Origin of the sequence: Marinomonas arctica (assembly GCF_003259225.1) — a bacterium.
Classification (GTDB): domain Bacteria; phylum Pseudomonadota; class Gammaproteobacteria; order Pseudomonadales; family Marinomonadaceae; genus Marinomonas; species Marinomonas arctica.
The window spans coordinates 111946-126724 of record NZ_QHJF01000017.1; the positions used below are offsets into that span (position 1 = coordinate 111946).

Consider the following 14779-nt stretch of genomic DNA (forward strand, 5'->3'; position numbering starts at 1 on the left):
CCCTATCTCTCTTAAGTAGTTAATGTATTAATTTCTAGGGTTAAGGTAACTCCGCCACCAAACGAATAGACGTCGTTAACTCTTCTAGTTGAAAATGCGGACGCAAAAATACAATAGAACGGTAGCTTCCAGGCTTACCAGGTACATCCGTCACTTCAATCCGTGATTCTCTGAGCGGATAACTCGCTTTCATTTCTTGCGGAGCACTATCGTCAACCAACACATAATTACTAATCCAGTTATTAAGATAATCAGAGACGCCTTCTTTGGTGGTAAAACTACCCACTTTGTCACGCATAATGACCTTAATGTAATGGGCAAAACGAGAGGCATTCAACACATAAGGCAACATAGTAGAAATTCGCGCATTCGCATTCGCTGCCTCGGTATTGTATTTTTGAGGTTGCCCAGTTGTCTGCCCTCCAAAAAATGCGGCTTTATCACTGCCTTTACAGTGCAAAATCGCCATAAAGCCTAAATCGTTCAGCTCTTTTTCACGGCGATCAGTAATCGACACTTGAGTAGGACAAGTTAGCTTGATATCACCTGCTGGTGTTTTGAACGTATGTGCTGGCAACCCCTCGACTAATCCACCGCCCTCTACACCTCGAATAGCCGCTAACCAACCGAATTTTGAGTAGGCATTGGTAATTCGCTGAGCGAGTACAAAAGCTGGGTTACCCCACAAGTATTTATGTGCATCCGAACCATCCACGTCCTCAATAAAATCAAAGCCTTCCGCAACCACGGTATCGGGGCCATAGGGTAACCGTAATAATACTTTAGGCAGGGTTAAGGACACATAACGTGCGTCTTCACTACTACGGAAGCTACGCCATTTTATTAACTCAGCACTCTCAAAAATCTTACTTAAGTCTCTTGGTTGAGAAAGCGTAAAAAAATCTTCCATATCAAAGAGTTTTGCATAAGCAGAAGAAATAAAAGGAGCATGAGCGGATGAGGCAACACCAGAAATTTTTTCCAATAACTCTATATCTTCTGGATGACGACCAAATTCGTAATCGCCCACGAGGAAAGAGAAAGGATCACCACCATATGTACCAAATTCTTCTTCATAGATTTTTTTGAACAAAGCACTTTGATCAAATTCCACCGCTTTCTGCAGATCTTTAAGCAAATCACGCTTAGAAATATTCAACAAGCGAATCTTTAAAGAGGTGCCAGTCTCAGTATTCTTAACTAGGAAATGCAGACCACGCCAAGTTGCCTCCAATGCTTGAAACTCAGGAGCATGCATCACCAAATTAATCTGATTGGTCAATTGATTGTCAATTTGAGCGATTTTATCTCCCATCAAATCACTGGCGAATCGGCCGTTCAATTCAGCAACCCCCTCCAATATCGAGACCGAAAATTCACCAATAAGCTCTAAAGCATAAGGAATTTGGCTTTCATCTAACGCCATACGGCCTTGCTTCAACATTCGATTAACTAAGTCTGTTGGCACCACCGTAGACCATTTTTCAGCTGCGCCAAAGAGGTCCTTAAGTTCTTTTTGCAGCGTATCATCAGCCAATACTTCCGCAAGAATGCCGTCTAAAGGATCATTGCCATCCAGCTTAGCCATCATATCTCGTATGCGATTTCTTGATTCATAGCGCTTATTAGTAACATCAATTTGCTTCACCAAATTGATAGGTTCAAAGGCATCTATACTATTGAACAGCAACTCAAGGTTAAGCGGCCCAGCACTTGTGTCAAAGACGTTATCAACTTTATAAACCAAGCGAACAGCATTACCGGTCATCACATCATTAAAGTTGTCGCGGTCTATTTCGACAAATACTCGCTCTTTAACCGGAGGTAACGAAACCGCTGGCATGCCAGATAAATCAGCTAACACGCCAACAATCAAAGGCAACTCCCTTCGAACAATTGCATCACCTATTTCGACATCATATGTGATGTGTACTCTTGGTGATCTCACCCTGGATAATTTTTTCTGATTACTTTCCAAAATTTAATCTCCAACTTTCAAGTGAATAAATTGAATTACTGTCAGTTATCTATCGTTTAACCTGAAATAGGTTTGGTTATTTCGAGTCACCGAACTTACCTCACCCTGTAATTCTAAAATTTTTAAAGCATTATCTACCGCAGCCATAGAATCCATTATTTTTTGTTGCTTTACCCACCAATCAGTAATACCTAAAACAGTATCCTCACTATTTGGATGTTCCTTCAAATAATTCTTAATCAATCGAGCTACATCTGTTTGATAGTAGTAACTTATGCTCATCAGATTCGTCTCATTACATTTGTGATTTATCTTTAAAGCATAATAAGTGCCAACTCATAATGAATTTCAAACCTTTGATTTTAAAGAAAAATTTATAATTAAATGTGGTGGGTAATAATTTAAACACCCATCAGGGTTATAAATACCCCATATTAAGTGGGTATAAAAAAACACCTCTTTTCTTTAGAAACAAAAAGGCCGTGTTAAAAAACACGGCCTCTTAAAAAAATGTAGTATTAGTAGAGGTGTATCTCATTACTTTTTATATGATATTTTTTGACTAGCTTTCCAAAGGCTCTTCTTTCTTTCCCACATAAACTCGCCGCCTTTGTGACATTGCCATTAGTCAGAACAAGTAATCTAGATACAAATTTCGCTTCAAATTTCTCAATTGCTAAACGTTTTGCACTTGAGAAAATTAAATCTGAATCCTGAATATCACTATTAAGATCAGATTCATTTATAATATTATTTTCGTACGAGCCATTATGCTTAGGTTTATCATGTATATATCGAGGTAAAGCAGAAGGGGGGAAATCAAAATTAGCCTCTGGCGTTTCAGAAGTATCTAATAGCTCTCCATTAGCAAGCAAATAATAACGATGCACACTGTTTTCCAATTCTCTAATGTTACCAGGCCAATAGTGAGAGTAAAACCAACTCATTAGTCTATCACTGGCCCCTTTCTTGTTTAATCCATATTGTGAATTGAGTTTTTCAATAAAATGTTCTACTAGTAAAGCAATATCTTCTTTGCGATCTCTCAACGCAGGCACCTTTATAGACAAGATAAATAGCCTAAAATACAGGTCTTGTCGAAAGTCATGATGTTCAATTTTAAGTTCAAGATCACAGTTAGCGGCTGCGATAAATCTAACATTAGTCTTTAATACCTCATTTGAACCAATCGGCCTAAACTCCGACTCTTGCAACACTCTCAGCAACGCTGCTTGTGACTTTAAAGATAGACTATCTATTTCATCCAGAAAAATCGTACCGCCGTTTACCGACGAAAGGAGCCCTTCTTTATCATTTTTCGCATCGGTAAATGCTCCTTTCTTATAGCCAAATAACTCACTGGCAAACAGCTCATCAGAAAATGTAGAACAATTGATGGCTATAAAGGGTTTATTTGCCAAACCACCTCCATAATGCAACCCTCTAGCAACAAGTTCCTTACCAGTACCGGTTTCACCAGTAATCAAAACCGTTGCAGGGTACTGAGCCATTGTTTTAATAGAGTTCCTCATCTGTACTATAACTTGAGATTTCCCTATGATATTACTATCAATAATATTCATATATCCCTCTTATTCCTTTATAAATACAACACGTTAAGTATTTTTTAGTATCACTCCTCGGAAAAGACACAAATGGAGTAAAATAAAATCTTGGCAACTCATTAAAAAGAACAGTGATTTTATGTAGCAAAAAAAAGGCCAATCGCTTTCGCCCCTAATAGCGCCATTCTACAATACTTAATCTAGCTCAAATTGGTCAAAACGATACTATTTCGGGTGTTTTTTTACCCAACTGGGTCAATATAACGAAAAACTATCCAATAAAACGTTAACTCTAGATACAGTATCACTGATTTCCTCTAACAATGATTATAAAATTAGTGTTTCTAACCTAGTACTTTTTGTTTTTTTTAAATTGCCTTGCAATACTTGACATTGCATTTGATTAAGCAAGCGTTTAGCACTCAAATAAAATCGGACAACAAACTCATTGGGCATATCTCACTCATTGATCATCTCGAATAGACCTCGTCACTCGGTAAGAGAAAATACAACGAAAAGCAAAGGCTGAATATTGATAAAAATATATCTAGGATCCAGTCAATCTAACGCTATCTGACTCATAGATTACATCTTGATGCGCCAGAAAAAGACGATTTCATAGTTTTTTCAAGTTAAGAGAAGGCTTTACGAGAGGTAATTCAGAGTAAACAAGTACATAGGAGTAATGCTGGTGATATTGGCAAAAAAAACCTCATTACCAAACAAATGGTAATGAGGTTTTTTATACTTACTTAAAGATAATGACTACTAGTAGAGCGGAATTAACTTTACCCGTGACTCACTCTCTTACTACAGATTAAGCCGCCTCATTAAAGAGACAAACGGCGCACATCGCTTAGCAGTGAATTCAAGAAGGTCATGAATCGACCCGCATCACCACCATTAACGGCTCTGTGATCATAAGACAAGCACAATGGTAACATGGTACGAGGTTCAAACTCTTTACCATTCCAGCGTGGTTCAATGTCCGCTTTAGAAACGCCAAGAATACCCACTTCAGGACAATTAACGATAGGCGTAAAGCCAGTACCACCGATTGCACCCAAACTAGAAATAGTAAAACAACCACCTTGCATGTCTGCAGGTTTAAGTTGCTTATCAAGCGCTTTCTTAATCAGTTCACTTGCCTCTTTAGCGATCTGCACAACAGATTTTTTATCTGCATCACGCAAAACAGGCACAACCAAACCAGCAGGAGAATCGACCGCAATACCAATGTGTACATAATGCTTCTGGACATATGTTTCACCGTCAGCCATTAGCGACACATTGAAGCTAGGGTTCGCCACCATAGCCTGAGCTACCGCTTTAATAAGGAATGGAAGTGGTGTCAATTTAACACCTTGTTTTTCCATTTCCCCTTTCAAGCCCTTACGGAACTCTTCAAGATCAGAAATATCTGCTTTATCGAACTGAGTCACTTGAGGCACAACAAGCGCGTTGCGAACCATGTTCTGAGCCGTTAGACGCTGGATCTTGCTCATTTTAACAATTTCGACATCGCCGAACTTGCTAAAGTCTTGATCAGGCACAGTAGGAAGACCAGAACCTGTTGCAACAGCAGCAGGAGCCGATACAGCCTTCTGAACAGCCGCTTTCACATAAGCATGCAAATCTTCTTTTATAATGCGACCACGAGGACCTGTAGGGCGAACAAGAGATAGATCAACACCAAGCTCACGAGCAAGCATACGGACAGCAGGACCCGCATGAACCTTTTTCGAAGGCTCAGACAATACAGCGGATTGATCCGCTGATGGCGCTGCTTTTGCAGTGCTTGCTTTAGGCTCTTCCGTCGCTGCTGGCGTCGCTTTTTCAACGGCTTTTTCAGCAACTGGCGCAGCCGGTGCAGAACCGCCTTCTACTTCAAGCTCAAGAACAAGATCGCCTTCAGAAACTTTATCACCGACCTTAATAGAAACAGATTTCACTGTGCCTGATTTAGGCGCAGGAATTTCCATAGAAGCTTTATCAGTCTCAAGAACGATAATGGAATCGCCCTCTTTCACTTTATCGCCAGCCGCTACCGCAACTTCGATCACTTCTACGCCTTCTGCACCACCAATATCAGGCACTTTAACAGACTCAACGCCACCTGAAACAGGTGTAGCTGGGGCTGGAGCTGACGCTTTTGGTGCTTCCGATTTCTCTTCAGACGCAACAGGAGCGGATGATTCTGTTGTTATCACAAGGATGTCAGCACCCTCAGAAACAGTATCACCTACTTTGATCGCAATTTTGCCTATCTTACCCGTAAACGGAGAAGGGATATCCATAGAAGCCTTATCCGTTTCCAATACGATTAAAGAGTCACCCTCTTCGACCATATCGCCTTCAGACACACAAACTTCAATCACTTCTACATCCGTTGCACCACCAATATCAGGCACGGACACTTTCTCTTCAGCAGAAGAAGATGCTGTTGTCGCCTTATCAGCAGATTTTACCGGCGCAGATGCTTCTGCTTTTGGCTCAGGCGCAGTTGTTTCTGCCCCTTCAACCTCTATAACAAGAAGTTCATCGCCTTCAGAGACCTTATCGCCTTCTTTCACAGAAATGCTTTTTACTTTACCAGCCATAGAAGATGGAACATCCATGGAAGCCTTATCTGTTTCTAAAACAATAATAGATTGGTCTACTTCGATAATGTCACCAACCTTAATACTGATCTCGATAATCTCGACATCAGTCGCACCACCAATATCCGGTACTCGAATGATTTCAGTACTCACAGAAATCTCCTTTGTCTTATAGACGCATCAAACTTAAAAACTTATCTGGCTTAGGTAGAAAAATACACTAAGCCAGATACCTAGCTTGTCAGGTAATTAGCAAGTGACAGGGTTTGGTTTCTCAGGATCTAAACCAAACTTAGCAATTGCTCCACTAACTACAGATGCATCAATCACACCGTCTTTCGCCAGTGCATTCAAGGCAGAAACCACTACCCAATAACGGTTCACTTCAAAGAAGTGACGCAATTGAGCACGAGTATCGCTGCGGCCAAAACCATCTGTACCAAGCACATTGTATGTGCCTTTTACGAATGGGCGAATTTGATCTGCGAACAATTTAATATGATCGGTAGAAGCAATAACTGGACCGTTGCCATTCAAGCATGATTCAACATGAGATACGCGAGGCTCAGACTCTGGGTGAAGCATATTCCAACGACTTACATCTAGACCTTCACGGCGTAGTTCGTTGAAAGATGTCACGCTCCATACATCGGAGTTAACACCGTAATCATTAAATAGGATCTCTGCAGCGGCTTCCACTTCACGAAGAATAACGCCAGAACCAAGTAATTGAACTTGCTTCTTATTGGTTTTCTTAGCGTGAGATTTAAGCTTATACATACCCTTAATAATGCCGTCTTCAACACCTTCAGGCATATCTTCGTGCGTGTAGTTTTCATTCATTACGGTTAGGTAATAGAAAACACTTTCTTTTTCTTTATACATACGACGCAAGCCATCTTGCATGATAACAGCGACTTCGTATGAATAAGTAGGGTCATAAGACACACAGTTCGGAATTGTGCCTGCAAGAATATGTGAATGACCATCTTCGTGCTGCAAACCTTCACCGTTAAGTGTGGTACGACCAGCCGTTGCACCAATCAAGAAACCACGCGCCTGAGAATCACCTGCCGCCCAAGCCAAGTCACCAACACGTTGGAAACCAAACATTGAGTAATAGATGTACACAGGAATCATTGGAAGATTGCTGTTACTGTAAGAAGTGGCTAACGCCAACCATGCAGAAAATGCGCCTGGCTCATTAATGCCTTCTTGCAAGATTTGACCATCTGCAGATTCTTTGTAATACATAATCTGAGTATGGTCATGCGGCGTATAACGCTGGCCTTCAGAAGTGTAAATACCCAATTGACGGAACATGCCTTCCATACCGAAAGTACGAGCTTCATCCGCAACAATCGGCACAACACGCTCGCCAATGTTTTTGTCTTTTACCATGACATTCAATGCGCGGACAAATGCCATCGTCGTAGAAATCTCACGACCATTGGTTCCCGCGATCTGAGACTTAAACGCCTCCAAAGAAGGTACTTCAAGTGCTTCACAATCACGACGACGCACAGGGAAATCACCATGCAACTCTTTGCGACGAGAACGCAAATATTGCATTTCTGGACTGTCTTCCGCTGGACGGTAGTAAGGTAAATCTTTCAGCTCTTCGTCACTAATAGGAATACCAAACTTATCGCGGAATTGAGCCAATGACTCTTCATCCAACTTCTTCGTTTGGTGCGCAGTGTTTTGCGCTTCAGCCGCTTTAAACATGCCGTAACCTTTAACAGTTTGGGCAAGGATAACAGTCGGTTGACCTTTGTGAGACGTGGCTTCAGCGTAAGCGGCATAAACCTTATAAGGGTCATGACCACCGCGGTTAAGATTCATGATTTCTTCATCCGTCATGTCTTTAACCATTTCAAGCAATTCTGGGTACTTACCGAAGAAATGCTCGCGGGTGTAAGCGCCGCCATTTGCTTTGTAGTTCTGAAGCTCGCCATCGCATACTTCATTCATGCGTTTGATCAGCAAACCCTTGTCATCTTTTTCGAATAATGGGTCCCAGTGACGGCCCCACAAACATTTGATGACATTCCAACCAGCGCCACGGAATACCCCTTCAAGTTCTTGAACAATTTTGCTATTGCCACGAACAGGACCGTCAAGGCGCTGTAAGTTACAGTTAATAACAAAAATAAGGTTATCCAGTTTTTCGCGCCCAGCGAGAGCAATAGCACCTAATGATTCTGGCTCATCACACTCGCCATCACCTAAGAATGCCCATACCTTGCGATCACCTTGGTCAATCAAACCACGGCTATGCTGGTATTTCATAACATGTGCTTGGTAAATTGCCTGAAGAGGCCCTAATCCCATAGACACTGTTGGGAACTGCCAGTAGTCAGGCATCAACCAAGGGTGTGGGTAAGAAGAAATACCTTTGCCATCGACTTCGCGACGGAAGTTATCAAGCTGCTCATCCGTCAAGCGCCCTTCAATGTAAGAGCGTGCGTAGATACCAGGTGAAATATGGCCTTGGAAAAAAACCATATCCGCTTCTTGTTTTTCGCTTGTGCCACGGAAAAAGTGGTTAAAGCCGATATCATAAAGCGTTGCAGCTGAAGAAAAACTCGTAATGTGGCCACCAAGTGTTGAGTCAACACGGTTTGCCTTCATTACCATAGCCAATGCGTTCCAACGAATAATAGAACGAATACGACGTTCCATGAACACATCACCGGGCAATGGCTTCTGATTTTCAGGAGCAATTGTGTTTCGGTAAGGCGTCGTAATAGACGACGGCATTGACGTACCAGCTTTTGAAGCTTCATTTGTCAAACGATTTAAAATGTATTGCGCGCGATCAGGACCTTCTTCGCGAAGGACAGACTCAAGCGCATCGACCCACTCTTTGGTTTCAATTGGATCGATGTCTTCGAGAATATGCTGCTCAGTCATCGTGTTAATAACTCCCGCTATTAGAACAGATACTTAACCAACCAAGGACATTATGTGTATTTAAGCCTTGGAGGCTACTTAAACGAACCATCAGAGCTTATATGTAAGCCCCAGCCGACCTAGGATAAAACGACACCCTATTTAATTTGCGTTTAAAGCGTCGTTTTTATCCGTTCCAATGGCAATTATTATTGTTTTAAGATTATTTCCATTGCATCGACCACCAGTAAATCTAGTCGGTTCGCTTCCATTTTGGGTTTGGTTCATCAAACCCAACATTAAGTTTTCACATGCAAGATAGCCTTACTAGATGCACATAAAAATTCAAAACTGTTTACCTACTAGTACAGTACATACGTATAACACCGCTTCAACCTAGCATTTATTGGCCGTGTTTTACAAAAATTTTACCTTGCACCGAGCTTTTGCATAAGCACAAAGAGTCTAATTCGGGCGTAAGATTAACACCTATTCAAGAGATCGCCTAGCCACCCCCATAAAGATTGAGGCGTCCGAAAGGCTTTTGAATCTTTTTTACAGACCGAATCCTATCTAAAAACTGACAAAAAGACCACGTTATCGCGCTAAAGAGCGCTACACCACACCAAAATTCACAAAAATCATGAAGCCTATAAATACTGTGAATCTCGAATTCTTTTCGCTGTAGACCGACAACCGATCTCGTCACAGTCAGAGAAAAACGTTACTTGATATTACTTAAAGACAAGGATAATGCAGCTCAAAACGGTGTCTTTTCTTAGGCATATCCTGAGCCTTTATTACGCAAGAAACCACGGCAAAAAATAAAGACCATACAAAATACTCGCCAGCCGACAATACGCTAAAAACGTTTTATCCGTTAAAATTTGTTACAAATCAAGAAATCTAACGCCCTGAACATCAAAAACAACACTGACGCCTCAAGGATATCAGGCTACAATAATGGCTTTATTTAAGTGGCTTATTTAGGACAAGACATGACCCTTTCGACTTCACAACTAGTAGAACACATGCAAGCGCAAGTGGCTTTTGCATTAAAGGAAGATGTGGGCACAGGTGACATAACAGCCCAATTTATTCCAGATGATCAAGAAATAATCGCAACCGTCATCAGCCGAGAAGAAGCCGTTTTGTGCGGTCAAGCTTGGGTAAATGAGGTGTTTTTTCAGTTAGGTGACAAGGTGATCCTTGATTGGCATAACAAAGAAGGCGATCTGATTAAACCAAACCAACCTTTTCTAACCCTAAAAGGCCACGCAAGAACCATTTTGACAGGCGAACGGACGGCATTAAATTTTTTACAAACACTGTCTTATACGGCCAGCGTAACTCGTCAATATTGCGACATTGTTAAGGGCACACAACTGACTATTCTTGATACTCGCAAGACATTACCCGGCATGCGACAAGCACAAAAATACGCAGTCACCATTGGAGGGGGGCAAAATCACCGTATGGGGCTATACGATGCGTTTTTAATAAAAGAAAATCACATTATGGCCGCCGGCTCCATTGCTAATGCCGTCAAAATGGCGCAAAAAATAGCACCAGGCAAGACCATTGAAGTCGAAACCGAAAACCTTGAAGAAGTTGCCATGGCAGTAAGTGCTGGTGCGGATATTATTATGTTAGATAATTTTTCCTACGAAGACATGACCGCCGCAGTAAACAAATACAAAGGACAGGTAAAATTTGAAGCCTCAGGAAACATGGATAAGGAACGGCTTTTAAAGGTTGCTGCCACTGGTGTGGATTTTGTGTCCATAGGTGCTCTTACAAAACATGTTCAAGCCATAGATCTTTCTATGCGCGTATCTCAGGAATCATTATGAAAGATAGTATTTTAGTCATTAACTGCGGCAGCTCTTCCCTGAAATTTGCCATTCTTTCTAATGCTGGACAAGATACCTTAGTTGAAGGGATTGCGGATAGATTGGGAACGGAAGAAAGCAGTATTACCTTTAAATTTGAAGGCGAAAAAAAAAGCATTCCACTCGAAGATGGCAGCCATAAAAGTGCGGTCGCTCATATTAAAGATTGGCTTAGTGATCATCCAGCCATCGCTCGCGGCTTAGTCGGAATAGGTCATCGTGTTGTGCATGGCGGAGAAACCTTTAGTCAATCCGTCCTAATAGATCATAATGTACTCAATGGCATAAAAGAATGCGCTCAATTTGCCCCACTCCATAATCCAGCACATATAAAAGGCATAGAGATTGCGTTTGAACTTTTCCCGGGGTTACCTCAAGTTGCTGTGTTTGATACGGCCTTTCACCAGACCATTGCTCCTGAACAATACTTATATCCGATACCGATGCACTTTTATCGACAACATCACTTTCGTAAATATGGGTTTCATGGCACCAGCTACCGATACATTAGTCAGCGCTTAGCGCAATTAGCAAAGGGCAGCGATCAACAAGGCGTGCTTGTGGCTCACCTTGGCAATGGTGCAAGCACTTGTGCAATTCATAAAGGCCTATCGGTCGATACCAGCATGGGTATTACCCCACTCGAAGGTTTAATGATGGGGACTCGTTCTGGCAGCATAGATCCTAGCCTCCTGTCTTTTATTAGCCAAGCGGAAGGTATTTCAGCGGATGCGGCTCTTGATATACTCAATAAAAAAAGCGGTCTACTCGGTGTGTCAGAAATATCCAACGATTGCCGAACACTTGAAGAAGCAATGGTATCAGGAGACCAAAGAGCAAAACTTGCGCTGGACATGTTTGCAATCCGAACAGCCAAACATCTAGCCAGTATGTCAACCACTTTGGAAAGTATTGATCACTTGGTCTTTACGGGTGGTATCGGAGAAAATTCATCCTATTTACGTCAAGTTATTTGTGATCATTTAAAAGCACTCAATATCACTATAGACTCGACGTTGAACGAAACAGCGCCACGCGGTGAAACGACTAATATTCGCTCAGCAAGCAGTGGAACTAACGTGTGGATAATTCCGACGAATGAAGAGCTAATGATCGCATTGGATACGATAAGTTTGATTTCGCACTGATCAAGACTTTGCCCCCATAATGGACTAATTTAGGATTCATCAAAAATGTCAATAAATGTATTAATGACCGTTCCTACTGGCCCAGGCGTTGGTTTAACGTCAGTTTCAGTCGGCCTTGTTCGAGCGTTAGAACAGCAAGGTTTAAAAGCCAGTTTTTTCAAACCTATCGCGCAACCTCAACCTGGCGATAAAGGACCAGATAAGTCAACTGCTATGGTGGCTCAGGGCTCAACACTCACCCCTGCTGAACCTATCCCACTTCATGAGGCAGAACGCTACCTTTATAATGACAATATTGATGAACTCATGGAAGAAATCGTTGGTCGCTTTCAAGCCAGCGTAGAGCCTGACTCAACGGTTATTGTAGAAGGCCTTGCGCAAATTGCGGGCCACCCCTATGCAACAAGACTAAACAAAGCCATCGCTCGTACCCTTGATGCGGGTCTCGTTTTGGTCACAGCACCAAACAACATGAGAGTGAATGAGCTAGAGCATCATGTGGAAATTGCAGCAGGATCTTACGGCGGCATTAAAGCCAATGACGTCATTGGCTGTATTTTAAATAAAACCACTCCAGGTTCGTTAGGCGTCAAGTCATACGGAGATTTATTCGCACAACGAGGTATTTTTAAACGTAACTTCAGTTTACTGGGTCAAATTCCAAAAGCGGACGAGCTTACCTATCCTCGAGTCAAAGACGTAGCCGACTTTTTGGGTGCTCGCATTGTGAATGCCGGCGAAATCGAATCTCGACGCGTGCAGTCTTATACACTCTGCGCTCGTGGCGTGGAAAATATGCTTGAAGCGTTGCGCCCTGGCGTATTGGTGTTCACGCCAGGCGATCGTACTGATGTCATCATGGCCACCGCGATTGCCGCATTGAATGACATAAAAATCGCCGCTCTGGTTTTAACCGGTGGATATCAGCCAAGTGAATCTCTTATGGCACTTTGCGGTAAAGCGATGGCCAAAGGCTTACCTGTGCTATCGGTTGAATCCAACAGCTGGGAAACCGTCATTAATATGCAGTCGTTCAACCAAGAAATCCCACTGGACGACAAAGAGCGCGTACTCATGGTTAAAGAGCACATTGCTCGATGCATAGATCATGACTGGATCAACTCGTTTGCGATGAACCAAGAAGAAAGAAAACTCTCTCCTCCTGCCTTCCGTTTTCGTTTGATCGAGCTTGCCCGCTCTCTAAATAAGCGCATTATTCTACCGGAAGGGGAAGAAGTTCGTACCATCCAAGCAGCATCTATTTGTGCGGAACGAGGTATTGCGCGTTGTACTTTGCTAGGGAATGAAACTGAAATTCTGCGTATTGCACAAAACAACGGTATTGAATTAAGCCATGGAGTAGAAATATTAGACCCTAGTAGCATTCGTGAACGCTACGTCGCTCCAATGGTGGAACTCAGAAAGAATCGTGGACTTACTGACATCGTCGCCCGAGAACAACTTGAAGATAATGTTGTACTTGGCACGATGATGTTACAAGTTGGCGATGTGGATGGACTTGTGTCTGGTGCAGTACACACAACGGCCAATACCATTCGCCCTGCGCTCCAGATCATCAAAACATCGCCTAATGCCAGTTTAGTCTCTTCCGTATTTTTTATGTGCTTACCGGATCAAGTATTAGTATACGGCGACTGCGCCATCAACCCAGACCCAACCGCGGAACAACTCGCTGAAATCGCCATTCAAAGCGCCGACTCTGCTGCAGCCTTTGGTATAACACCGAAAGTCGCCATGATAAGTTACAGCACTGGTGGATCAGGAACAGGAAACGATGTAGACAAAGTCAGGGAAGCGACGGCAATTGCCCAAAAACTTCGACCTGATTTATTAATTGATGGCCCACTGCAATACGACGCCGCTATCATGGAAAAAGTCGCAAAGCAAAAAGCGCCTAATAGCAAAGTGGCAGGCAAAGCGACTGTTTTTATTTTTCCAGACTTAAACACGGGCAACACGACCTATAAAGCCGTTCAACGAAGCGCGGATGTTGTCAGTATCGGACCAATGCTACAAGGTATACGCAAACCTGTTAACGATTTGTCACGCGGCGCGTTAGTGGATGACATCGTCTACACCATTGCGATTACAGCCATTCAGGCAGGCAAAATAAAAAATGACTAACCTATACTAGGAAAATATACGTCTTTTTGGTGTCTACTTTTTAACTTAGCTTTAAATTCGGCTCTTGCACAACAGCCAAATAATTTAAACAAGAAATTTGGTTGAAAAGTAGACAGGCCATTAAATGACTATTAGTATTTATTGATATCACAACCTTGGTGGACATTATGTCTGGCAGCCTTCCTCACGTTATTGCCGTTTCAAACCATACAATCACGAGTACGGCCACTCCTGGCTACACTACTTTTGATTTGCGTTCAGATGAAGACACCAATATGGCGGCTCTAAACGCTCGCAATGCAAAGGCGTCCAGCGATCTTGTTGTAACCATATCGGAACAAGGTCAAGCCTTGTCACAGAGAAATCGTAAAAAAATCGAAGACGATGAAATCAATCGACGCGACAATCTAGAACCAGAGGAAGAGTTTATAGGAGACGATATAATTCCTTTGATCAATACAGTAAATAAAGACAGTAAAACAGCAAGCTACTTAGAAAAAACACACACAGGAGACTTTCTTGATCAAATCGTTTAATCTATAAAAGCTACATGTTA

Annotated in this window: 9 protein-coding genes; 4 read left to right on the forward strand and 5 right to left on the reverse strand. The window is 42.3% G+C overall.

Annotated elements, in window-relative coordinates; all coding sequences use genetic code 11:
• Positions 1-40 precede the first annotated feature (40 nt).
• The 5 genes from tssC to aceE all read right to left on the reverse strand — a co-directional run bounded on the left by tssC (position 41) and on the right by aceE (position 9059).
• Positions 41-1978: a type VI secretion system contractile sheath large subunit gene (gene tssC / locus DK187_RS12080; protein ID WP_111607602.1), complete on the reverse strand. Its 1938-nt coding sequence runs from the start codon at positions 1976-1978 to the stop codon at positions 41-43.
• Positions 1979-2023: 45 nt separating this feature from the next.
• The gene (locus DK187_RS12085; RefSeq protein WP_111607603.1) at positions 2024-2260 is read right to left on the reverse strand and encodes a hypothetical protein; all 237 of its coding nucleotides are present in this window, start codon (positions 2258-2260) and stop codon (positions 2024-2026) included.
• A 236-nt stretch (positions 2261-2496) separates the two neighbouring features.
• Positions 2497-3561 carry a sigma 54-interacting transcriptional regulator gene (locus DK187_RS12090; RefSeq protein WP_111607604.1) on the reverse strand — a complete coding sequence of 355 codons (1065 nt, stop codon included), beginning with the start codon at positions 3559-3561 and terminating at the stop codon, positions 2497-2499.
• A gap of 812 nt (positions 3562-4373) precedes the next feature.
• A complete protein-coding gene (gene aceF, locus DK187_RS12095) occupies positions 4374-6296 on the reverse strand; it encodes a dihydrolipoyllysine-residue acetyltransferase (protein WP_111607605.1) in 1923 nt (640 codons plus the stop codon).
• A 96-nt stretch (positions 6297-6392) separates the two neighbouring features.
• On the reverse strand, positions 6393-9059 hold the full coding sequence (aceE, locus tag DK187_RS12100; RefSeq protein WP_111607606.1) for a pyruvate dehydrogenase (acetyl-transferring), homodimeric type: 2667 nt from the start codon (positions 9057-9059) through the stop codon (positions 6393-6395).
• 977 nt (positions 9060-10036) lie between these two features.
• On the opposite strand from aceE, the gene nadC reads away from it, so the two are divergent.
• From nadC to DK187_RS12120, 4 genes are all read left to right on the forward strand, one after another.
• Positions 10037-10891, forward strand: coding sequence for a carboxylating nicotinate-nucleotide diphosphorylase (gene nadC, locus DK187_RS12105; RefSeq protein WP_111607607.1), 855 nt, complete (start codon positions 10037-10039; stop codon positions 10889-10891).
• Positions 10888-12078 carry an acetate/propionate family kinase gene (locus DK187_RS12110; RefSeq protein WP_111607608.1) on the forward strand — a complete coding sequence of 397 codons (1191 nt, stop codon included), beginning with the start codon at positions 10888-10890 and terminating at the stop codon, positions 12076-12078. Before nadC ends, DK187_RS12110 begins: the two co-directional genes overlap by 4 nt.
• A 45-nt stretch (positions 12079-12123) precedes the next feature.
• On the forward strand, positions 12124-14223 hold the full coding sequence (gene pta, locus DK187_RS12115; protein WP_111607609.1) for a phosphate acetyltransferase: 2100 nt from the start codon (positions 12124-12126) through the stop codon (positions 14221-14223).
• A gap of 167 nt (positions 14224-14390) precedes the next feature.
• Positions 14391-14759 (forward strand): hypothetical protein, encoded by a 369-nt coding sequence (locus tag DK187_RS12120; RefSeq protein ID WP_111607610.1) that lies wholly within the window; start codon positions 14391-14393, stop codon positions 14757-14759.
• The last annotated feature ends 20 nt before the right edge of the window (positions 14760-14779 follow it).